Here is a 23,107-nt window from a genome sequence, read left to right as displayed (position 1 = left end):
GTAAGCCATTTTTTTCTAATTAACTATTTTTATCGATTTTATCATGATCTTACCTCTGTCTCACATTTATTTGAAATAACTATAAGCGATCGCGATGCCATCATCACCCGCTCTGACGGCGAAAATTTAGCCTTAATTGCCACTGACGAATTGGCCAGCTTAATAGAGACAGTATATCTGCTGCGATCGCGTGTTGATTACTTATGAAGCATTTGGTCTTATTTCTTATCTAGTAATCAGCTTACCTTGATTTTTTGCTGCCGTAATTACATTGCGGTTAGCAGTAAAAACTTTGATCCCAGGAACAGTCACATAATCACCATCATCAGTAATTACTTGAACTACCCCTGCTTTATCCATTGCTTCGAGAATTAGCAGATCGTAGCCATCTAAAAGTTGAGTTTGAAATCTAGTTAAAGATGCGTTAGTCGTAGTTTCATCAATAGTTACATCAGTCGATACAGCAATAGATGTTACCTGACCCCAAGCGGCTATAACTTCAGCTACTACGTTAGCTCTCTCTGTTGGCTTGTTATGGCGATATTCTTTTGGTTTTAATGTAGTCGAAAAAATTTCTCGTTCCGCTTTTTCAATATTATGTGCTAACTCTGCCAAAGAAAGCCCACAATATAAAAGCAATCCTTGAGCAGAAATAATTTTTGTTAAATAAGCAGGATAATCATTTATTTGATAGGGAGGAGGATAGGTACTGGCTTGAGTGTAAGTCAGCCAGTACCAGACATTAGTATCTACCAGAAAAATGTCATCTTTTTGAGGTGTGTCAAACTGGATATTAACTACCTCAGCCTTGACTGCATATTGGACTGCCATTATACATTTCCCACCTGTTGGCTGACAATTTCATTAATTGCATTGCGGGTTGCATCATCTGCTGCGTAGTAGCGTTTTGAGTTCTTAATCACCTGTTTGAGTATTTGATTGCCTACACTATTAAGATGAGAAAATTTCAGCAGACGGTTTAAAGTTTCTGGGGAGATATCCCTAAGTAGCTGTCCAATGGCAAAATTGAAGAACGGAGATGCAAAAATCTCTACACCAGCAAAGTCAAGCTCCACAGCGTGCTCTGCGCGTAGTTCGGGGTATGTCAACTCATACACCTTCCTACCGTCATCGGGTGTCATGCAAGTTTTCCCAATCAAAGTGCCAATCTTGTAAGATTTCATATTTCAGAAGTTCCCTCAGAAAAGTGGGGCGTCGCCGTCGGTGTCAGAAGCCAGCACATAAATGGCTTCATCACATTGGAGAGTAATGTTAACCAGTGTCCCTCCGAAAAAGGTTGGGCGATTTTGGTAAGTTTCCTCATCTTTGTTAATCAGGACATACCCATTGTGACTGAAAAACTCCAACTTTCCTCCATTCATCTTTACAAATCTTTTCAGATAGTCAAGTCCAATGCCCCCAGTTACATTACCGCGTCTGGTGGTATTTCCGGCTTCAAATGCCCATTTCAGGGCTTCGTCTGCTGGTAAATCAGGGAGATTTTGGAATAGGCGGACATTTTTGGGAATTCCAACACCGAAGTCAACCACAGTGAGTTTAAGTTCCTTTTTTGTAGGGTAGTGCTGTCCACAGCTAAAGACTCCGATTTCTGTTTGCCCATGCTCAAAGGCGTTAGCGTAGATCTCCCAAACGGTTCCTACGATGACGTTTTGCAATTTTTGACTTATATCAACCCAGTCTCGTCTTAGCCATTTTTCTGCTAGGTAGTCAACCAAGCCATCTTTATCTTGTTTTTTATCTTCTCGATAAGGGATAGAATTACCCTGCCAAGATTCTTTATTCTCACAAAAAGCATACATAAATCCGTTTTGTTCAAGATTCATTTTTATGTCCTGACGAATACTATCCCAATTAATGTTTAATTTTATCGAGCGGGATTGAATGATACGAATCAATCCTCCCAGAAAAGCTACGGCATTTTGTCTGAGAAAAACACATTGAGAAAAGTCAATAATTACTTCTGAGCAATCCTCATTTAGTTGCTTCAAAAGCTGAAACAGATTGTCAAAATCGTTCAGATCATCATTGATTGTAGGGATGTTAAGAGTCACGCTCATTCATAATTATTCTATGGAAGGCTCGATCCAGAAATAAATTTAGTAAAATATCAATCAGCCGATCGCACTGTCAACGTCTGCGGTTCAATTCCCCCTACCTACTTAGCCCGCACCACCAACACCGAACAAGGAGCCTCAGCGACAACCTCAGCACTCACCGAACCCTCCAAAATCCGCTTTAAACCAGTCAAACCCCGGCAGCCGATCGCAATTAAATCCGCCTTATAAATATTAGCCAAACGGACAATTTCTTCTGCAGGTTGTCCCGAAACAATCTCCAATTCGCTCTGGCAAGGCAACTTTTCCTGATAAGATTGCAGTAACTTTTCCACCTCTCGGTAAGCAATCTCATCTCCCTGAGCGTGAGGTCGATCGACAACCGCGTCAAAATCCGACATACCAGAACTCACAACATGAACTAAAATCACCTTTGCCGTCGGTTCTAGCTGAAATTGTCCTACAACTTGCAAAACCCGTTCTGCAAGCTCTGAATTGTCGATCGCTACCAAAACAGTATTCAATACCATGCACCTTTAAATCTGAGATATTTAGACTTTAAATATTTCGTTGATTGTCGCCTACTTTCCCCATTTGTCGCGCTTTCCACCCACATCATTATTACCTACCCAGAAACCCGGTTTCTTAACATAATTGCATCATTTAAGCAAGATACTTGAAGAAACCGGCTTTCTTAAGCCCGCAGTTCGTAAGTAGGTAGGTGCAAATAAACTGGACCGCTTGGCACAGAATGTAAAGCTACCATAATCGCAAGAGAATTGCTTCCTTTCATTGCATTTCACTCGCTTTTGACTACCTCTGTATTTTGCCGATCATCTACTTAAATCTACCATCTAAAACTCACCCTTTCCCTCATTTTCAGTCCGCAGCCGCACCGAATCAGCGTGAGAAGGAAGCCCCTCTGCTTCTGCCAAAACATTAATCGCCCTACTCACCTTCTTAAGTGCAGCAGGCGAATATTGAATCAAACTCGAATGCTTCATAAAAGTTTCGACACCCAGTGGCGAAGCATAGCGCGGAGCCCCAGAAGTCGGCAAAGTGTGGTTCGGGCCAGCCAAATAATCACCCACAGCTTCCGGCGTCGAGCAGCCCAAGAAAATCGCCCCAGCGTGGCGAATTTGCTCGAGCAAAGCCCAGGGATCTGAAACTTGCAACTCCAAGTGTTCCGGGGCAAACTCGTTAGAGAGTTCCGCCGCCGCTTTGAGCGAGTCAACTACTACGACTAAACCATAGTTGGCGATCGCCTTTTCTGTTAAAGTTCGGCGCGGGTGATTTGCCAACTGTCTGTCTACCTCAGCCACCACCTTCCTAGCCAGCACCGAATCCGCCGTCAGCAAAATTGCCGACGCCATCGAATCGTGCTCAGCTTGAGCCAACATATCCGCAGCCACGTGCACGGGATTCGCCGAACCATCCGCAATAATCAGCACCTCCGACGGGCCAGCCAGAGAATCGATCCCCACAGTCCCGTAAACCAGCTTTTTGGCAAGGGTGACGTAAATATTCCCCGGCCCAGTAATTAAATCCACCTTCGGAATAGTTTCCGTACCGTAGGCCAAAGCTGCGATCGCCTGCGCCCCGCCTACCCGATAAATCTCATCAACTCCCGCTTCCTGAGCCGCTACCAGCACCGCAGGATTCATTTTCTTCTCCTGCCCGGGGGGAGTACACATCACCAGTCTCGGAACCTTGGCGACCTTCGCAGGAACCGCATTCATGATCACCGAGCTCGGATAGGACGCCTGACCCCCAGGAATGTAGATTCCCGCTCGATCGACCGGCGTGTAGCGCTTGCCCAAAACAATCTCGTCATCGCCAAACTGCACCCAAGACTTGGGTACGCGCTGTCGGTGAAACGCCTCTACCTGTTTGCAAGCCAGCCGGATGGCATTTAATAATTCTTTCGACACCTGCTGGTAAGCAGCATCCAGTTCGGCGCCGCTGACCCGTAAATCTTCCACATTTAGGGTCATGCGGTCAAATTCAGCAGTGTAGTGCAGCACAGCCTGATCGCCTCTGCGCCTTACAGCTTGCAGCACCTCCCGCACGGTGGCTTCTTTGTGAACGACAAGTTCGTCATGGGTGCGATCGCAGATCCGTCGCAGTTCAGCTTGTGCCTCAACCCACTGAGTAATGATTCGCAGCATGGAGATTAGGAATGCCGTCTATAACTTCACTAACATTTGCTTGACAATTGGGGATTTTTGTGGGGTTCTCTTAGAGAAGTAGGCCACCACGAGTCCACAAGCTTAAACCGCGAGAGTCGCGGCATTTTCCAAGGCTTCAGTGCAGCGTTTAAATCTCTGTCGAGGATTTTGCAACACTGAGGACAAGTCACAACCTTCTCTAGGAATTGCCCGCCAGAGAACCGGGTGCCCGGGGAGAGGGTGGGAACGCAGAAGGGGAGAGTGTCCGACCCCGATAATATCCGAGAGGGAGAGTGTTCGAGCGGAAGAATTTTGATTCTGCCTTCTACTTTCTACCTTCAGATCCGTTGCTGTCTTCTACCTTCTACCTTCTACCTTCAGCTTTTTACCTTCTACCTTCGGTAAGTGCTTCTTGCCGAAGCCCAAATAACCCGTATTCTTTGTTATAGCTTAACTTGGATTTTTCAGAGAATTGGATTTTAAGCAGAATAGGTGCTATATTAGTTTTTCCAACACCTGATAATTTTTTTTATAAAAAAGCGCCAAATTATTGTATACTTGAAAATTGCGCGCAAGAAACCGTGACTTTAACTCGTGACGGTGGAAACACCGCAAAACGCCTCTGTAACACCCATGTCCTACCTTATGGGTATTGTCAGGGGTAAAAAACAGGCAGTTAAATGAGTCAATAAAAAATTATTGCGCGGGCGTCGCCAAAAAGTAGCCACAGACTCAGCTCAATCTGAGCTAATTGAAAGTTGGCTGTCTTACTCCGCCTTTAAAAATCAAGCTTTTTGCGGATCGATCCCGAAAAGGTTGTCCTTCAAAATCCCCGTGTCTTGGGACTGTCTTGAGACTAGGGTGTATCAATGAATACCTACTTCCAGCAACTGAACTATGGCAAATATTAAGTCCGCCGTCAAACGAGTCAAAATCGCCGAACGTAACCGCTTGTACAACAAATCTTACAAGTCAGCGGTCAAAACTTTGATGAAGAAGTATTTCGCTGCCGTAGACAAGTACGCCGCAGCTCCCAGCCCGGAATTAATGCAAGAAGTCCAGCAGCGAATGTCTGAGGCCTACAGCAAAATTGACAAAGCTGTCAAAAAAGGTGTACTCCACCGCAACAATGGCGCTCGCAAAAAGTCCCGCTTGGCAAGAACTCTCAAGCCACATGAACAATCATCGGTAGCATCTTAAGGAAGCAGAAAGTTCGGCAACGAAGCAGTGTACAAGATTGAAGGGATGGATGTTGAGGGAAGAAGTCAAGGGTGAAGAAGTCAAGGGTGAAGAAGGAAGAAGGAAGAAAGAAGACGGAAGATTTTTCCCACACACTCTCTGCCACTCCCACTCCCAGACTCTCTCACTCCCCCTCGCCCTATCCCACCAGGACTCTCCCGTATCACCTCTAATCTGCTTCCCCCATGCAGCTCATCGACACTCACGTTCATATCAACTTTGAGACCTACAAATCTGAGTTAGAAGCCATTCGAGAACGCTGGCGCGAAGCTGGTGTAGTTCGGCTGGTTCATTCTTGTGTAGAGCCAGAAGAGTTTGCCGGCATTCAAGCAATCGCCAATCAGTTTGCCGAAGTCTCGTTTGCGGTTGGACTCCACCCCCTAGATGCCGAGAAGTGGACAGACGAGACGGCGAGCCAGATTAGGGAATTAGCGAATTCGGACTCTAGGGTAGTGGCGATCGGCGAAACCGGACTGGACTTTTATAAAGCTGACGATCGAGAACACCAGTTTAAAGTGTTTGAGGCACAGCTTGAAATCGCCCAGGAACTTGACAAACCAGTCATTATCCACTGTCGCGACGCCGCCGCCCCAATGGCCGAAATGTTGAGGAACTTTTGGCAAACACGCGGGCCAGTGCGCGGGGTCATGCACTGCTGGGGAGGCACACCCGAAGAAACCCAGTGGTTTTTAGACCTAGGTTTCTACATCAGTTTTAGCGGAACAGTCACCTTTAAAAAAGCCTTGCAAATACAAGAATCAGCTTGTATGGTAAATAGCGATCGCATCCTAGTCGAGACAGATTGCCCTTTTCTCGCCCCCGTACCCCAGCGGGGAAAACGCAACGAACCAGCCTACGTCTACTACGTAGCCGAGCAAGTTGCTAAATTGAGAGGAGTTTCTCTCTTAACTTTGTCCCAGCAGACAACTGAAAATGCCTGTCAGCTATTCGGGTTTTCAGTTTAGTTATAGCAGAACAGAGAAACGAGGAAAACAGGTCGATTTAGGAGCCAGCGATCGGGACAATTTCATTTCTATCCTGCCGGGAAAAACCGGATTCATCCTTTATTGGAGATTCTTTTGGCGTTGCCTGTTGCGATCGGATTTGCGTCCTATAATAAAAAGAACCGACCGATCGGGCGTTGGCTTAGTATCCGCGACTGCGATGTCGCCCGGTTCCTGCCAACACAACGCGAGTACGCTAACCTTCAGGATCGGTCACAACTTCACGCAATACCTCAAACTTACACACTCAAACTTACACATCAGAAGAAACTTGGAACCTCAGCAATTTGGCAATAGCTGTCAAGTCAATTTTAGGAGTCAAAAGTGTAGGGGATTTACCCAGGAAAACCACGAGATCGGAGCTAAAAGCATCGGGATCGAAACCAAAATCCGCACAAAAATACTGCGAGCAAACCGCAAAAATAACCGTTGCAGCAGTTGGTAGGCGATCGAAAACATCATATAAATTCTCTCACACAATCAATCAAAAAAACGCAACAAGGTAAAAAAGCCCAGCCTTGGCGCCATGTAAAAAGCTAGAGCCACTGCGGAAAAAGGACCCCCATGACCACTAAAGATTACACAGAATTCGCCTTCACCTTGCCCGATTTGATCGAAATCCAGCGGGCAAGTTTTCGCTGGTTTCTAGAAGCCGGGCTGATCGAAGAACTCGACAGCTTCTCCCCGATTACAGACTACACGGGGAAGCTGGAACTCCACTTCATGGGCAAAGACTTCAAACTCAAGCGCCCGAAATACGACGTGGACGAAGCCAAGCGCAGGGACAGCACCTACTCGGTGCAAATGTACGTCCCCACCCGCCTGATTAACAAAGAAACAGGGGAAATCAAAGAACAAGAAGTCTTCATCGGCGACTTGCCCTTGATGACCGAGCGCGGCACTTTCATCATCAACGGCGCGGAACGGGTGATTGTCAACCAAATCGTGCGTTCCCCAGGCGTCTACTACAAATCGGAAACCGACAAAAACGGTCGCCGTTCCTACAACGCCTCGCTCATCCCCAACCGAGGCGCTTGGCTGAAATTTGAAACAGACAAAAACGATTTAGTCTGGGTCAGAATCGACAAAACGCGCAAACTATCAGCCCAGGTGCTGCTCAAAGCATTGGGACTCACAGACGGCGAAATCTACGACTCCCTGCGCCACCCGGAATACTTCCAAAAAACGATCGAGAAAGAAGGACAATTCGGCGAAGAAGAAGCTTTGATGGAGCTCTACCGCAAACTCCGTCCAGGGGAACCCCCCACTGTGGCGGGCGGCGAACAGCTCCTCAACTCGCGCTTTTTCGACCCCAAACGCTACGATTTGGGCCGAGTCGGCCGCTACAAACTCAACAAAAAATTGCGCTTGACAGTCCCGGATACGATGCGGGTGCTGACATCGCAAGATATCTTGACGGCGATCGACTACTTAATTAACCTCGAATTCGACATCGGCTCCACCGACGACATCGACCACTTAGGCAACCGTCGCGTCCGCAGTGTGGGAGAACTGCTGCAAAACCAAGTCCGAGTCGGCCTCAACCGCTTAGAACGGATCATCCGCGAAAGAATGACCGTCTCGGATGCCGACTCCCTCAGCCCCGCTTCTCTGGTCAACCCCAAACCGCTGGTAGCAGCAATCAAGGAATTCTTCGGTTCCTCCCAGCTATCGCAGTTCATGGATCAAACCAACCCTCTGGCAGAACTGACTCACAAACGTCGGCTTTCCGCCTTGGGCCCTGGAGGTCTGACTCGCGAACGCGCCGGGTTTGCAGTGCGGGACATTCACCCGTCCCACTACGGCCGGATTTGCCCGATCGAAACACCAGAAGGCCCAAACGCCGGTCTGATCGGTTCCTTAGCAACCCACGCCCGCGTCAACCCCTACGGCTTCATTGAAACTCCTTTTTATCCAGTAGAAAAAGGACGGGTGCTGCGCGACAAAGCCCCTGTTTACATGACAGCCGACGAAGAAGACGATTTGCGCGTCGCCCCCGGAGACATCAGCCTCGACGAAAACAACAACCTCTTGGGCGAAACCGTAGCCGTCCGCTACCGCCAAGAATTTACTACCACCACGCCGATGCAGGTGGACTACATGGCGATTTCGCCCGTGCAAATCGTCTCCGTAGCGACATCGCTGATTCCGTTCTTGGAACACGACGACGCCAACCGAGCTCTGATGGGCTCGAATATGCAGCGGCAAGCTGTGCCGCTACTGAAACCAGAACGACCCCTCGTCGGTACGGGCTTGGAAGCTCAGGCAGCCCGAGATTCCGGGATGGTGGTGGTTTCCCGGATCGACGGCGAGGTGATTTACATCGACGCTACCCGGATTATTGTCAAACCCCTGGCTGTAGATGCCGAATCGAATTCCAGCGAAGAACATTTCCTGATTAAGGAATACGACGATCTCAAAGTCAAACAGCCCTCGGTTTGGAAGCAAAAATATGCTGGCTGCATCGAACACGAACTGCAAAAATATCAGCGGTCTAACCAAGATACTTGTTTAAACCAGCGTCCGCTGATTTATGAGGGCGATCGAGTCGTAGCAGGTCAAGTGCTCGCCGACGGTTCCTCCACCGAAGGGGCAGAACTCGCTCTGGGTCACAACATCCTCGTAGCTTATATGCCTTGGGAAGGCTACAACTACGAAGACGCGATGCTCATTAGCGAGCGTTTGGTGTACGAAGATGTCTACACTTCGATCCACATTGAAAAATACGAAATCGAAGCCCGCCAAACCAAACTCGGCCCCGAAGAAATCACTCGCGAAATTCCTAACGTCGGCGAAGACGCGCTGCGCCAGCTAGACGAACAAGGAATTATCCGCAAAGGTGCCTGGGTAGAAGCCAGCGACATCCTAGTCGGCAAAGTCACCCCCAAGGGCGAATCCGACCAACCGCCGGAAGAAAAACTGCTGAGGGCAATCTTCGGCGAAAAAGCCCGCGACGTGCGCGACAATTCCCTCCGCGTCCCTAACGGCGAAAAAGGCCGCGTGGTTGACGTGCGGGTGTTTACCCGCGAACAGGGCGACGAACTGCCTCCTGGGGCCAACATGGTCGTCCGCGTCTATGTAGCTCAAAAGCGGAAGATTCAAGTCGGCGACAAAATGGCCGGCCGCCACGGGAATAAGGGTATTGTGTCCCGGATTCTGCCGATGGAGGATATGCCTTATTTGCCCGACGGGACTCCCGTTGACATAGTGCTCAATCCCTTGGGCGTACCGTCGCGGATGAACGTGGGTCAGATTTTTGAGTGCTTGCTGGGATGGGCGGGCGAAAATCTGTCGATGCGGTTCAAGATGGTGCCTTTTGATGAAATGCACGGCGCTGAAAAGTCGCGGGAAACCGTACACGGCAAGTTACAGGAGGCGCGCGAAAAAACCGGCAAGCCTTGGGTGTTTAATGAAAAGCACCCCGGCAAGACTATTGTCTACGATGGCCGAACTGGTGAACCGTTCGATCGCCCGATCACAGTCGGCATCGCCTATATGCTGAAGCTGGTTCACTTGGTAGACGATAAGATCCACGCCCGCAGCACAGGCCCTTACTCGCTTGTAACGCAGCAGCCTTTGGGCGGCAAAGCGCAGCAGGGGGGTCAGCGGTTCGGAGAAATGGAAGTCTGGGCTCTGGAAGCGTTCGGCGCAGCTTATACTTTGCAAGAGTTGCTTACTGTCAAGTCGGACGATATGCAGGGACGGAATGAAGCGCTGAATGCGATCGTCAAAGGCAAAGCTATTCCGCGCCCCGGTACGCCGGAATCTTTCAAGGTGCTGATGCGGGAGTTGCAGTCTTTGTGCTTGGATATTGCTGTGCACAAGGTGAATACGTCCGACGAGGGCAGCGAGCACGTTGAGGTGGATTTGATGGCAGATGCTGGGGGCAAGCGCTCGCCCTCCCGGCCTACTTACGAATCGCTTTCTCGTGACGAACTCGACGAGGATTAGGGATTTTAGATTTTAGATTTTAGATTTTAGATTGAAGAATTGTTTGACAGCATTCAATCTTACATCTCACATCTAAAATTTAAAATCGAGAAGTGCCAATTAAAATGCCTCAGCAGTGGTACGAACACTGTTGAGGCGAATCAACGCTCTTAAGAGGAGAGACGCTGACATGACTATTGTAACAGTTGTCCCAGGAATAGAAGGAGAACTTGACCGGGCGACAGGCTGTATTAATTGGCAAGGGAGCAAGCTGAAAAATGGTTACGGGCGCAAGTGGATTGAGGGCAAAACGGTATTAGTCCACCGATTAGTGCTCGAATCAAAAATACCAGGATTTATAGATTCCGGTTATTTTGCTTGCCACATCTGCGACAATCCAAGCTGCATCAACCCAGCACATCTCGTAGCTGGAACTGCGGCTGAGAATACGCAGCATATGATGGGCCGCGATCGCAAAACTCCTAGACGCAAAAGTATTCCCGGTATTGGTAAACTATCGATCGAACAACTGCGGGAAATTCAGCGTCAATATTTAGCTGGAACCACCAAAAGCCACCTAATAAAAGAGTATGGCGTACAGTATGACACTATTACTAAGATACTTCAGGCAAAAATTCCCCATAACTTCACTACAGTTCCCCCCGGTTTTGTAGGAGAAATTCAAGACAGCGGCTGCATAATTTTTCAAGGTGCAAAGGATGGTCAAGGTGGTTATGGCAGGTACTTTAAAAATGGGAAATCCCAATCAGTTACTCGTGCTGTTTTAGCAGAGAAATTAGGATGTGCAGTTTCGACTTCAATAGATGCTTGTCATACCTGCGATACTCCCAGTTGTATTAATCCAGAACACCTTTGGGGTGGAACGCGCACTCAAAATTTATTAGATGCTTCTAAGAAAGGACGCACTCAAGGCAAAAGTCATCCCCTTTCCAATGCCAAATTAGACTGGGAAAAGGTGCGAGAAATTCGACAAAAGCTAGCAGCAGGAGAGAGAGTGAAGGATGTAGCTCAAGAATACCGTGTAGGTCGCAAAACCATACACGATATTAAGTATCACATAACTTGGAAGGAAGCAGGCGAAGAGGTTCCAGTTCCTCGCAGGGGTGGATATCTCGATCGCAAATTGACTTTCGAGCAAGCTCTTGAGGTACGAAAAAGAATTAGATCTAGAGAATCAATCTCTAAAATCGCTGGTGACTTTGGAGTATCCTCAAGTGTTATCTCTGATATTAAAAATCACGTCACATATAGAGGAGTATAACATTGATTTAAGCCGTGAAAGAAGCCAACAAAAAAGATAAACAACCACAAATAATCGACTGTAAATTATCAATTGGAGTCAAGAATGGCTAAAATAGAACAACGCTTTGATTACGTCAAGATCGGGTTAGCTTCACCAGAAAGAATTCGACAGTGGGGAGAAAGAACTTTACCCAACGGTCAGATTACTGGAGAGGTGACAAAACCGGAAACCATAAATTATCGCACGTTAAAACCTGAAATGGATGGCTTGTTTTGCGAGCGCATTTTTGGGCCTGCAAAAGATTGGGAATGTCATTGTGGGAAGTACAAACGAGTTCGCCATAGAGGCATTGTTTGCGAAAGATGCGGTGTTGAAGTCACTGAATCTCGCGTTCGCCGTCACCGGATGGGATTTATCAAATTAGCAGCTCCAGTAGCTCACGTTTGGTATCTCAAAGGCATCCCGAGTTACATGGCAATTCTGTTAGATATGCCCCTGCGAGATGTCGAACAAATCGTCTATTTCAACGCCTATGTTGTCCTCAATCCCGGTAATGCCGAAAAACTTCAATACAAGCAATTGCTCACCGAAGATGCTTGGCTGGAAATAGAAGACGAACTTTACAGCGAAGATTCCACGCTGACGGGCGTAGAAGTAGGCATAGGTGCTGAAGCTTTGCAAGTTTTGCTGCAAAATATACCGCTAGAAAGCGAAGCGGAAAAGTTGCGGGAAGATATTGCTAATGCTAAAGGTCAAAAACGGGCAAAGTTAATTAAACGCTTGCGGGTTATTGACAACTTCATCGCTACGGGATCTCAACCCGATTGGATGGTGCTCAATGTGATTCCGGTGATTCCCCCCGACTTGCGGCCGATGGTACAGCTAGACGGCGGGCGTTTTGCAACGAGCGACCTCAACGATCTTTATCGGAGAGTCATCAACCGCAACAACCGCTTGGCGAGACTCCAAGAAATTCTGGCACCGGAGATTATCATCCGTAACGAAAAACGGATGCTGCAAGAAGCTGTGGATGCGCTGATTGACAACGGTCGCCGGGGCCGGACAGTTGTGGGGGCAAACAACCGCCCGCTGAAGTCGCTGTCGGACATCATTGAAGGGAAACAAGGTCGCTTCCGGCAAAACTTGCTGGGGAAACGGGTTGACTACTCCGGGCGTTCGGTGATTGTGGTGGGGCCAAAACTGAAAATTCATCAGTGCGGTTTGCCGAGGGAAATGGCGATCGAGCTTTTCCAGCCTTTCGTCATCCACCGCTTGATCCGCCAAGGATTGGTCAACAACATCAAAGCTGCCAAAAAACTGATCCAGCGCAACGATCCCAGTGTTTGGGACGTGCTTCAGGAGGTGATTGAAGGACACCCGGTAATGCTAAACCGGGCGCCCACTCTCCACCGTTTGGGGATTCAAGCCTTTGAGCCGATTTTGGTGGACGGGAGGGCGATTCAGCTTCACCCGCTAGTCTGTCCTGCTTTTAACGCTGACTTTGACGGCGACCAAATGGCCGTGCACGTGCCGTTGTCTCTGGAATCTCAGGCGGAAGCGCGCTTGCTGATGCTGGCTTCTAACAACATTATGTCGCCAGCAACCGGAAGACCGATCGTTACTCCTTCTCAAGATATGGTGCTCGGTTGCTATTACTTGACAGCCGAAAATCCTGACGCTCAAAAAGGAGCCGGTCACTATTTTTCCAACCTTACCGACGCGGTTGTAGCTTACGAACAAGGAATCGTTGACTTGCACTCTTATGTGTGGGTGAGATTTCAAGGCGCCATAGAAAACACTGAACCCGAAGGAGAACCGCTGAAGGTGGAACGCTCTACCGACGGTATCGTGACGAAAGAATACAAGTTCCGCCGGGTTCGGGAAGACGGAGACGGCAAGGTGATCAATCAATTCATTCGCACTACTCCGGGCAGGATTATCTATCACCAAACCATCGAATCGGTAATTAACAATTAGAAATGGGTAAAGGGTAAGAGGTAAGGGATAAGAGGTAACGGGTAAGGGGTAATGGGTAATAACTGACAAATAATCGCTAACAAATAATAGTGATTGAAACCAGAAATTTTACCCATTACTACTTACAAATACTTTCAGCGACGCGGTTAGTGAGCAAAGTCTAAGGGCAGTAAAAGTTACCAATTACCAATTAAGTAGGTAGGTGCAAATAAACTTTATTATGGGAAGGGCAGGTGAGTCCATTCATCCCCTAGCTTAGCTCTCTTTCTTATACGCTAAACCCGCCCCTACAAACAAAATGCTTGTTGTTTTTTCCCGCCGCTCTACTTATCAATTACCAATTACCAATTACCAATACTTCGGCTACGCGGTTCCTGAACCATTGGGGTTCGCTCAAGAGAACCGAAGTCGAAGGGCAGTAAAAGTTACCAATTACCAATTACCACTACTCAGAAAAATGACAGAAAATAAGGAAATTGTTTTTCGCAATCGAGTTGTTGACAAAGGTCAGCTCAAAAAATTAATCTCTTGGTCTTTCATGCACTACGGAACGGCCCGTACAGCGCAAATGGCCGATAAACTCAAAGACTTGGGTTTCCGCTTTGCGACACGAGCGGGAGTTTCGATTAGCGTAGACGACCTGCAAGTGCCCCCGTCAAAACGATCGCTCCTCGATGCTGCCGAAGAAGAAATCCGCATCACCGAACAAAAATACACCAGAGGCGAAATCACCGAAGTCGAACGCTTCCAAAAAGTAATCGATACCTGGAACAGCACATCAGAAGACCTCAAAGACGAAGTAGTCAAAAACTTCCGAGCCACAGACCCCCTAAACTCGGTCTACATGATGGCATTCTCCGGGGCGCGGGGAAACATTTCTCAAGTGCGGCAGCTAGTCGGAATGCGGGGATTGATGGCTGACCCCCAAGGCGAAATCATCGACTTGCCAATTAAAACCAACTTCCGCGAAGGACTCACCGTCACCGAATACATCATCTCTTCCTACGGCGCGCGCAAAGGCTTGGTAGATACAGCCTTGCGGACGGCGGACTCGGGTTATCTCACCCGCCGTTTGGTGGACGTATCCCAAGACGTAATTGTGCGGGAAGTGGACTGTGGCACCCAGCGGGGAATTCGAGTACGGCCGATGACGGACGGAGCAACAGTGCTGATTCCCCTCAAGGACAGGCTCCTAGGGCGCGTGTTCGCCAAAGATGTGGTGCACCCCAAAACCGGGGAAATCGTGTCTTACGGCAGCGAAAAAGCCGTGCGAAATCAGCCAATTACGGAGGAGTTGGCGACGGAAATTGGTAATTCAGGGGTCGCAGAGGTGTATTTACGATCGCCCCTGACTTGTGAATCTACCCGATCGGTTTGTCAGCACTGCTACGGCTGGAGTCTCGCCCACTTGAAAATGGTGGACATGGGAGAAGCGATCGGGATTATTGCAGCTCAGTCGATCGGGGAACCGGGAACCCAGCTCACCATGCGTACCTTCCACACCGGCGGCGTATTCACTGGAGAAGTCGCGAAACAAGAACGCGCACCGTTCCCCGGTGTAGTGAAATTCAAGAACTTGCGTACTCGCTCGTTCCGCACCAGACACGGCGAAGAAGCACTGGTGGCAGAAAACAACGGCAAACTTGTATTTGAGGGCGACGGATTTGAAGAAGGGAAATCCGGTGCCAAAAATCAAAAACTGAAAATCGAATTGGCGATCGTCCAGGGCTCTACTCTGATGGTCAAAGACGGACAGCGCGCCATTCCCGGTCAAGTTTTGGCAGAAGTGCCGATCCTCGGTCGCGCCGCCCGCAAAACCACTGAAAAAGTGACTACAGACGTGGCTTCCGACTTAGCCGGAGAAGCCAAATTTGCTGATTTGGTGCCTGAAGAAAAAACCGACCGCCAAGGGAACACCACCCGCACAGCCAGCAAAGGCGGGCTGATTTGGATTCTCTCAGGAGAGGTCTACAACTTGCCCCCAGGCGCCGAACCGGCAGTGAAAAATGGCGATCGCATTCCGGCCGAAAGCGTGATTGCCGAAACTAAACTCGTCTCCGAACACGGTGGCGTAGTCCGCATCGCTGACCCCAGAGAAATCGAAATTATCACCGCCCAAGTCCTGCTCGACCAAGCAGTCGTGCGGGCAGAAAGCGCAGGCGGCCGCGACCACTACACGATCGAAACATCTTCTAAGCAGCGGTTTTCCCTGAAGACGGCTCCTGGGAGCAAAGTGATTAACGGGGAAGTCGTCGCCGAACTGCTCGACGACAGCTACCGGACAGCTACAGGGGGAATTGTCAAGTACGGCGGGGTGGAAGTCCACAAGCGCGGCAAAGCTAAACTTGGCTACGAAGTCGTTAAAGGCGGGACTCTGCTCTGGATACCGGAAGAGTGCCACGAGGTCAATAAGGATATTTCATTGCTGCTGGTGGAAGATGGCCAGTACGTTGAGGCCGGTACAGAAGTCGTTAAGGATATTTTCTGCCAAACCAGCGGGGCAGTGGAAATCACTCAGAAAAATGACATCCTCCGGGAAATTGTGATCAAACCGGGCACACTCCATGTAGTTGACCGCCCGCCACTAACATTTGGGGAAGGTCAAATCGTCAACGCCGGTGAAGAAATTTTCCCAGGCTTGGTTGCCGAAGAGTTGGGCTATGCGGAGTATATCGAAACTCCCGAAGGCCCGGCTTTGCTGCTGCGGCCTGTGGTGGAGTTTCCGGTGCCGGATAAGCCACCTGTGCCTTCTCAGACGGCGCTGAATGAGTCGATCTCTTTGAAAGCGGTGCAGCGACTTCCTTATAAGGATGGGGAGCGCGTCAAGTCTGTCGAGGGATTGGAACTGCTGCGGACTCAGCTTATCTTGGAAATTGGTTCGGGAGCTCCGCAACTGGCGGCGGATATCGAGCTGTTGCCGGATGAGGAAGATGCTACGGCTTTTGGGGCGGACGGTTCGGGGCCGGCTTGGGGTTCGCCTGAAGACGGTAGTGCGTCGCAAGAGTTGGCGATGGCTGTCAGCGATGGGGGCGATCGAGCTTCAAAGACTTTCCGCTTGCAGTTAGTGATTTTGGAATCGCTGGTGATTCGGCGGGATGTGTCTGCAGATCCGACTCAGGGCAGCACTCACACGCGGCTGTTGGTCGAAGATGGGCAGTCGATCGCGCCCGGGGCAGTAGTCGCCCGCACGGAGATTCTCTGCAAAGAAGCGGGTATCGTTCGAGGCATCCGTGAGGGGCATGGCGAACCAGTGCGCCGACTGTTGGTGATGCGAGATGCGGATTCTATTTCGATCTCTGTGGCGGGTACGCCGGATGTGAGTCCGGGTCAACTGCTGGTTGCTGGTACCGAAATAGCTCCGGGGGTTGTTCTCGAAGAGTCCGGCCAAGTTGTGAAGGTTGTACCTGCGTCGGAGACAGAATCGGCGAAACTCTTGCTCAGGGTGGCTCGCCCTTACCGGGTTTCGGCCGGTGCTGTGCTGCACGTAGACGACGGCGACTTGGTGCAGCGGGGTGATAATTTGGTGATTCTGGTGTTTGAGCGGGCAAAGACTGGGGATATCATTCAGGGTTTGCCACGGATTGAGGAACTTCTTGAAGGGCGGAAGCCGAAGGAAGCTTGTATTTTAGCCAAGCGGCCGGGGACGGCTCGCGTGGTTACTGATGATGATGTTGTGGAACTTGCGGTGATTGAGGATGATGGCCGGATTGAGGAGTATCCTTTGTTGCCTGGTCAAAACCCGATCGTTTCCGACGGACAGCGCGTAGGCGTCGCCGAAGCTTTGACCGACGGGCCTGCTAACCCTCACGAAATTCTGGAGGTGTTCTTCCACGTGCTCAAGGAGCGGCAGTCTACTTTTGAGGCTGCCTTGGAGAGTTTCCAACAGGTGCAGACGTTTTTGGTGAATGAGGTGCAGTCGGTTTATCAGTCTCAGGGCGTGGATATTTCCGACAAGCACATCGAGGTGATTGTTCGCCAGATGACCAACAAAGTCAGGATGGAAGATGGTGGCGATACTACTATGCTCCCCGGTGAGTTGGTAGAATTGCGACAGGTTGAGCAGGTGAATGAGGCGATGTCAATTACTGGTGGAGCGCCGGCGGATTATACTCCGGTGTTGCTGGGGATTACTAAGGCTTCGCTGAATACTGATAGCTTTATTTCCGCTGCTTCGTTCCAGGAGACTACGCGGGTATTGACTGAGGCTGCGATCGAAGGTAAGTCTGACTGGCTGCGCGGGCTGAAGGAAAATGTGATTATCGGCCGCCTGATTCCTGCGGGTACTGGGTTCAATGCCTATGAGGATGCTGGGGTTCAGGATGCGGGTTTTGATGGTGCTGTGTTTGATGACGACATCCACGATTTACAGGAGGATGTGGTACTTGATGACCGTACTGCGCGTCGCGCGTATACGATCGAGAGCGGTTTTGAGCTCGGGCGCGGGTCTGATCTTGAGGCTGATGAGGATTTTGAGGAAGTTGAGGTTGATGAGGACGAGTTTGTCGCTGAGACTGATGATGACGCCTTGGGACCTGATGTTGACGATGATGATGATATCGGTTTTGACTTCGATGAGGACGAAGACTAATCATAGTTTTGAGATTGCATGAATGAGTAAACAGCGTTGCGCTCGCTGAGGATAATTTGGTTCCTCGCCGCAACGCACACTCCGATTTCATGAGTTGAAAAAACTCAAATTTTTCCTCACAAATTACAAGTCCGAACTCATCGCATGGTGCGATGGGACATCGAAAGGAAGAAGGAAGAAGGAAGATTCAGAGTTTAAGCAAACTTTGTAATTCTAGAGTTTTAATTGTTTGTTGGTTCAAACAAACAATTCTTTCTTCCTTCTTCCTTTTTCCTTTTTCCTTCTTCCTTCTTATTCCTTCTGCATATATGGTTCACTCAATCAGGCAGCAAAGCCTTGATTTGATTAACAAACTCTTGATGGTCTACCACAGGTTTAGAGATGTAACCGTCGGCACCGCTTTGATCCAGAAATGTTTCTTTATCACCAGCCATCGCGTGAGCAGTCACCAAAATAATCGGCAGCGAGGCTGTTTGCGGGTCAGCTTTGAGCAGTTGAGTAATCTTAATGCCGTCAACAGATTTGCCCTGGTACACGCTGCGCGAAAGAGACACATCCATTAAAATCAAATCAGCTTCGCCGTTGGCAGCAATCTGCATCACCTCTTCAACATTTTCCGTGTGCTTCACGGCTAAGCCCCCCCGCTTAGTCAGAATTTTGGAAAAAACCCGAGCATTAACCAAATCGTCCTCTACAATCAGAACGGTTTTCATAAATAAATATGGGAAGTATAGAAACTTTGTGACTTTAGTCCAAAGAGGAACACGAGACGGGGACTACATTCCCCGTCAAAAATGCAGAGTTTTTAGCGCCATTAGCCGGGAACCCTGCAAAACCCGTATGTATATCCTTGAGCCACTAGCTGTGAGAGGGTTTACAGATGCCTAGAAGCATCCAGTACCATCATTTAGACTACTACACACAGACAGTTTAGTTCTTTTTTATAACTAGACCTGACAGTGGTGAGAGTCTCAAGATTCTCAGGTAGCAGGTTTCTAGTACAATCCAGGACGCATGGACGACGCCTCGCAACCAGGTTTTTGCTCGTTTCGGCGGGCTATAACGAACTATTGTTATGAAAAAACCCGGTTTCTGACTACCCGTGCGTCCTGGACTTATAGTATCCTCTCTTTCGGTCAAGCCTCCGGCTTCTACCATTTTAGATTTTAGATTTTAGATTTTAGATGGGAACTGATTGACTGGATATCAGTTTGGATCACGGGCCTACAGTTGCATTATTTTTTGAACTGATATTAGATTCTGGAATGTGTGATAATTATTTTCCTTCTTCCTCATTAGAATCAAGCCATGTTTATTCACATAATCCCGTCGCCACAGCATTCGGAGTAGCGAATTGAGCGGGGATTGTTGGAGATTCCTAATTCTCAGTTTTAACCCCTCAAAACGGCTTAAAATATTGACGCTTCCGTTCATCAAGGGGATGTCAGACTAAGAGATATCGCCAGGAGAGCTTTTGACTGATGAATTCATCAATATCGGCATTTTTGACACTCTCAGCGAGTCACGGCCACGCTCTATGGTTGAATAAGACCAAAACTTGGACTTCATTCATAGTCCAGACGCCTCTACACGATCAGAACAAGTACCAGTACCAGAGGTATTCCAATTCCGCTTACTTTTCTTTTTTAAGACTTTCTGAGTCCATCACGCTTGGCAAAATACGGTAAGCTCGATCGTCTACCATTGCTGCTTGATCCACGCTACGACTGTACTGAGACGAGATCAATCTGGGGTTTCTCCTGAATAAAATATTTCTTCGTGTAGAAGGTTATTCCTAATTGCAATTAAATTCTATCATAGATTGACGGGGACTCAAGTCCCTCGTGATGCTTTCCTAGGAAGAGCTACAGCCTCACTACGTTCTGAGTTTCTGGCATTCCGTGTTCTCCTGTGACTCAACCTTCTCACGGCAGAAGGTAAATAGACAGGTAGGCGCAAATGAAGGCAACATAGAGGTTAGGGTAAGAGTGGAGAGTAAGAGGCAAGTTTTGCCCGTCTTCGGGACTCTGATTCTGCTTTCACAAGTTAAGTTTATTTTTATTCTTCAACTGGGCGGTTGGATCGAACTTTCGGTTCGCCTGCGGCAAAGGCTTTTAAATCGAGACAGGGAACCTCGGCATTATTGACAGAGGCTGTTTTCACTCAGGAATTAACGGACACAAGGACTCATGGCTAAACAACTCAACCTACTTTCCGGGCAAGTAATTTCTACGCCTCTGCACGCCGAGATGCAGCAATCGTACCTCGAATATGCCATGAGTGTGATCGTCGGGCGAGCTTTGCCTGATGTCCGCGACGGTTTAAAACCAGTTCACCGTCGAATTTTATATGCGATGCACGAACTCGGTCTGACGCCAGACCGACCTTACCGTAAGTGCGCCCGGGTAGTTGGAGATGTTTTGGGAAAATATCACCCCCACGGCGACCAATCGGTTTACGACGCTCTGGTACGCATGGTTCAGGAGTTTTCGAGCCGCTATCCTTTACTGGCGGGTCACGGCAATTTCGGGTCGGTGGACAATGATCCGGCGGCTGCTATGCGCTATACGGAAACGAGGCTAGCACCGATCGCCCACGAAGCTATGCTAACCCAAGTCGGCGAGGCAACTGTTGATTTTACTGGTAACTTTGACAATTCGCAGCAGGAACCGACGGCATTGCCTGCTCAGTTGCCGTTTCTGTTACTCAACGGCTGTACGGGCATTGCTGTGGGGATGGCAACTAATATCCCGCCGCACAATTTGGGGGAGGTGGTAGACGGTTTAATTGCTTTGATTGAAAACCCTGAACTATCCGACGAGAAGTTGATAGAACTGATTCCGGGCCCAGATTTTCCAACCGGAGGGGAAATCGTCGCTACAGAGGGCATTGTTGACGCCTACACTAAGGGTCGAGGCAGCATTGCGGTCAGGGGTGTGGCCGGGGTGGAAGAGGTGCCAGGTAATCGCAAGGTGCGTACTAAAACGGCGATCGTGGTGACGGAGTTTCCGTTTCAGGTAAATAAGGCGGCTTGGATTGAAAAGGTGGCGGAGTTGGTCAATGCTGGCCGCCTCGACGGTATTTCTGATTTGCGTGACGAGAGCGATCGCGAAGGCATTCGAGTGGTGATTGAACTCAAGCGGGAATTTACCCCAGAAGCGGTTCTGGCTCGCCTTTACCAACAAACTGACCTGCAAACAAATTTTGGGGCGATTTTGCTGGCAATTGTCAACGGTCAACCGCGACAGTTGACGCTTCGACAATTGTTGCAGGAATTTCTGGATTTCCGGGAAGTGACTCTTACCCGCCGCTACAACTACGAGTTGCAAGCTGCCGAACGCCGCTGTCATATTGTCCAAGGCTTAATGTTGGCTTTGACAAATCTCGATACAGCGATCGACATTCTCAGAAATTCTCCTGACGGCTCTACTGCTAAGCAAACTTTGCAAGTTCGCCTCAATTTGAGCGAAAGTCAAGCTGATGCGATTTTGGCGATGCCTATGCGTAGACTGACTGGTTTGGAAAGGCAAAATTTGCAGTCTGAGTTTGATGAGTTGATGGCTAATATTCAAGAATTGCAGCGGTTGTTGAGCGACAGGCGCGAACTTTTGAAGGCTTTAAAGAAGGAATTTCGCTCGCTAAAACGCAAGTACGCTGACCCCCGCCGCACTAAATTCGCCAATGGAACTGCACGCGCAGCAAACGCCGAACCACAATTTTCGGGTAAGAAAAATTCTGCGGTGAAGCAGTTGTCGCCGGCAACGATTCAGCCTAACTTATTGCCCGTTGTAGAGGCAGAGGAAACTATTGTTGAATTTTCGCACAAGCAGTACGTGCGCCGCTTGCCGACTGGGGAAAAGCCACGCTCGAAAAGTCGCGAAAAATCGGTTTCAGCTTTAGAAAAAAATGAAGATTTTATTGTGACGGCAAATCTGACGAAAACAGATCGCACTTTGGTCGTCTTAACTCCTAACGGCAAAGCTTACCCGCTGAAAGTGGCCGATATTCCTAGTAGTAGCGCCAAAGACCGGGGAACGCCGATCGTTAGTTTGTTGTCGCCGAGTGCTACTAAAGATAGTGCCGGTCGCGCTTTGTCGGAAATCACAGTTGCACACTTTATTTTGCCGGAAAATTCGGAAGCGGCAGATTTAGTAACTCTGACTCAGCAAGGGAAAATTAAGCGCTTGCCGATGCAGGAATTTGCTGATTTGACTAATCGCGGCGTTACTGTTGTTAAACTCAAGGAGGACGATCGGCTGCGCTGTGCGAGTCTGGGTAAAGTCGGCGAGCAAGTGGCGATCGCAACTTCAGGAGGCCGAGTCCTCCGGTTTGAGATTGATGATGAACAATTGCCACCAATGGGCCGCGCGGCCCAGGGTTCTCAAGTAACCAGGTTGCGGAAGCAGGAAGAGTTGGTGGGTTGCATCACTCTCGACCCGAACGACAGTCTGGTGCTATTTTCCGAGTTGGGTTGGGCAAAACGAATGCCTGCAGGTTCTGTCAGACTTACTAACCGGGGCGAAATTGGCACTCAAGCTTTTCGTTTCTCAGAGCCTAAAGATGCTTTAGTTGGCTTGCTGCAGGCTGTTCCGGGTACGGATGTCAAACTTTTTACTAATTCAGGCCGCCTGCTGCGATCGGCTATTGATGCTATAGCTTTTTGGGGGAAAGATGCTGCGGGCGATCGAGTTTTTGACCTCAATCCGGGGGAAAAAATTATCAAGGTTATCAGCAGTCAATAGTCATTAGTCATGGGTCATTCATTGTGTCATTATTCGCTGTGAGTCAATTAAAGCTTGCCTTTTTTGCCTTCGAGCGTATACGTCCAATTCCATTCCCCATTCAGCCTTGTTCCCAGGCAG

Annotated in this window: 13 protein-coding genes and 1 pseudogene; 8 read left to right on the top strand and 6 right to left on the bottom strand. The window is 49.0% G+C overall.

What is annotated here, in order from left to right; genetic code table 11:
- Positions 1-207 (top strand): annotated as a pseudogene (locus QUA57_RS21515) (hypothetical protein); the annotation flags it as partial.
- Between the two features lie 18 nt (positions 208-225).
- Here QUA57_RS21515 and QUA57_RS21510 read toward each other — a convergent pair.
- The 5 genes from QUA57_RS21510 to hisD form a co-directional block, all read right to left on the bottom strand.
- Positions 226-831: a hypothetical protein gene (locus tag QUA57_RS21510; RefSeq protein ID WP_333063495.1), complete on the bottom strand. Its 606-nt coding sequence runs from the start codon at positions 829-831 to the stop codon at positions 226-228.
- Positions 831-1,184, bottom strand: coding sequence for an STAS-like domain-containing protein (locus QUA57_RS21505; RefSeq protein WP_333063493.1), 354 nt, complete (start codon positions 1,182-1,184; stop codon positions 831-833). Before QUA57_RS21505 ends, QUA57_RS21510 begins: the two co-directional genes overlap by 1 nt.
- A gap of 15 nt (positions 1,185-1,199) precedes the next feature.
- Positions 1,200-2,078, bottom strand: coding sequence for an ATP-binding protein (locus QUA57_RS21500; RefSeq protein WP_333063491.1), 879 nt, complete (start codon positions 2,076-2,078; stop codon positions 1,200-1,202).
- A gap of 98 nt (positions 2,079-2,176) precedes the next feature.
- Positions 2,177-2,605 carry a universal stress protein gene (locus tag QUA57_RS21495; protein ID WP_333063490.1) on the bottom strand — a complete coding sequence of 143 codons (429 nt, stop codon included), beginning with the start codon at positions 2,603-2,605 and terminating at the stop codon, positions 2,177-2,179.
- A gap of 324 nt (positions 2,606-2,929) precedes the next feature.
- Positions 2,930-4,243 carry a histidinol dehydrogenase gene (gene hisD / locus QUA57_RS21490; protein ID WP_333063489.1) on the bottom strand — a complete coding sequence of 438 codons (1,314 nt, stop codon included), beginning with the start codon at positions 4,241-4,243 and terminating at the stop codon, positions 2,930-2,932.
- Positions 4,244-5,140: 897 nt separating this feature from the next.
- Between hisD and rpsT the strand changes: the two genes are divergently transcribed.
- The 6 genes from rpsT (at position 5,141) to QUA57_RS21460 (ending at position 18,245) form a co-directional block, all read left to right on the top strand.
- Positions 5,141-5,443 carry a 30S ribosomal protein S20 gene (rpsT, locus tag QUA57_RS21485; protein ID WP_190660452.1) on the top strand — a complete coding sequence of 101 codons (303 nt, stop codon included), beginning with the start codon at positions 5,141-5,143 and terminating at the stop codon, positions 5,441-5,443.
- A gap of 224 nt (positions 5,444-5,667) precedes the next feature.
- The gene (locus QUA57_RS21480; protein ID WP_190660454.1) at positions 5,668-6,447 is read left to right on the top strand and encodes a TatD family hydrolase; all 780 of its coding nucleotides are present in this window, start codon (positions 5,668-5,670) and stop codon (positions 6,445-6,447) included.
- A gap of 603 nt (positions 6,448-7,050) precedes the next feature.
- Positions 7,051-10,437: a DNA-directed RNA polymerase subunit beta gene (rpoB, locus tag QUA57_RS21475; RefSeq protein WP_333041547.1), complete on the top strand. Its 3,387-nt coding sequence runs from the start codon at positions 7,051-7,053 to the stop codon at positions 10,435-10,437.
- Positions 10,438-10,606: 169 nt separating this feature from the next.
- Entirely contained in the window at positions 10,607-11,698 is a 1,092-nt protein-coding gene (locus QUA57_RS21470) for an HNH endonuclease (RefSeq protein WP_333063488.1), read from the top strand.
- Positions 11,699-11,782: 84 nt separating this feature from the next.
- Positions 11,783-13,657 carry a DNA-directed RNA polymerase subunit gamma gene (locus tag QUA57_RS21465; protein WP_333041549.1) on the top strand — a complete coding sequence of 625 codons (1,875 nt, stop codon included), beginning with the start codon at positions 11,783-11,785 and terminating at the stop codon, positions 13,655-13,657.
- 457 nt (positions 13,658-14,114) lie between these two features.
- Positions 14,115-18,245, top strand: coding sequence for a DNA-directed RNA polymerase subunit beta'' (locus QUA57_RS21460; RefSeq protein ID WP_333063487.1), 4,131 nt, complete (start codon positions 14,115-14,117; stop codon positions 18,243-18,245).
- Between the two features lie 317 nt (positions 18,246-18,562).
- Here the strand turns inward: QUA57_RS21460 and QUA57_RS21455 are convergent, their stop codons facing one another.
- Positions 18,563-18,958 carry a response regulator gene (locus QUA57_RS21455; protein ID WP_006632892.1) on the bottom strand — a complete coding sequence of 132 codons (396 nt, stop codon included), beginning with the start codon at positions 18,956-18,958 and terminating at the stop codon, positions 18,563-18,565.
- Between the two features lie 1,476 nt (positions 18,959-20,434).
- Here QUA57_RS21455 and QUA57_RS21450 point away from each other — a divergent pair.
- Positions 20,435-22,987, top strand: a complete 2,553-nt coding sequence (locus QUA57_RS21450; RefSeq protein ID WP_333063486.1) for a DNA topoisomerase (ATP-hydrolyzing) — start codon at positions 20,435-20,437, stop codon at positions 22,985-22,987.
- Positions 22,988-23,107: the final 120 nt, after the last annotated feature.

Source organism: Microcoleus sp. Pol7_B2 (genome assembly GCF_036701035.1).
Taxonomy (GTDB): Bacteria; Cyanobacteriota; Cyanobacteriia; order Cyanobacteriales; family Microcoleaceae; genus Microcoleus.
This window is presented reverse-complemented; position numbering and strand designations above follow the sequence as displayed.

Coding starts and splice junctions, on each gene's coding strand:
- rpoB (WP_333041547.1), top strand. CDS start 7,051: ATGACCACTAAAGATTACACAGAATTCGCCTTCACCTTGCCCGATTTG.
- QUA57_RS21505 (WP_333063493.1), bottom strand. CDS start 1,184: ATGAAATCTTACAAGATTGGCACTTTGATTGGGAAAACTTGCATGACA.
- QUA57_RS21470 (WP_333063488.1), top strand. CDS start 10,607: ATGACTATTGTAACAGTTGTCCCAGGAATAGAAGGAGAACTTGACCGG.
- QUA57_RS21460 (WP_333063487.1), top strand. CDS start 14,115: ATGACAGAAAATAAGGAAATTGTTTTTCGCAATCGAGTTGTTGACAAA.
- QUA57_RS21480 (WP_190660454.1), top strand. CDS start 5,668: ATGCAGCTCATCGACACTCACGTTCATATCAACTTTGAGACCTACAAA.
- QUA57_RS21465 (WP_333041549.1), top strand. CDS start 11,783: ATGGCTAAAATAGAACAACGCTTTGATTACGTCAAGATCGGGTTAGCT.
- QUA57_RS21495 (WP_333063490.1), bottom strand. CDS start 2,605: ATGGTATTGAATACTGTTTTGGTAGCGATCGACAATTCAGAGCTTGCA.
- QUA57_RS21510 (WP_333063495.1), bottom strand. CDS start 831: ATGGCAGTCCAATATGCAGTCAAGGCTGAGGTAGTTAATATCCAGTTT.
- QUA57_RS21455 (WP_006632892.1), bottom strand. CDS start 18,958: ATGAAAACCGTTCTGATTGTAGAGGACGATTTGGTTAATGCTCGGGTT.
- hisD (WP_333063489.1), bottom strand. CDS start 4,243: ATGCTGCGAATCATTACTCAGTGGGTTGAGGCACAAGCTGAACTGCGA.
- QUA57_RS21500 (WP_333063491.1), bottom strand. CDS start 2,078: ATGAGCGTGACTCTTAACATCCCTACAATCAATGATGATCTGAACGAT.
- QUA57_RS21450 (WP_333063486.1), top strand. CDS start 20,435: ATGGCTAAACAACTCAACCTACTTTCCGGGCAAGTAATTTCTACGCCT.
- rpsT (WP_190660452.1), top strand. CDS start 5,141: ATGGCAAATATTAAGTCCGCCGTCAAACGAGTCAAAATCGCCGAACGT.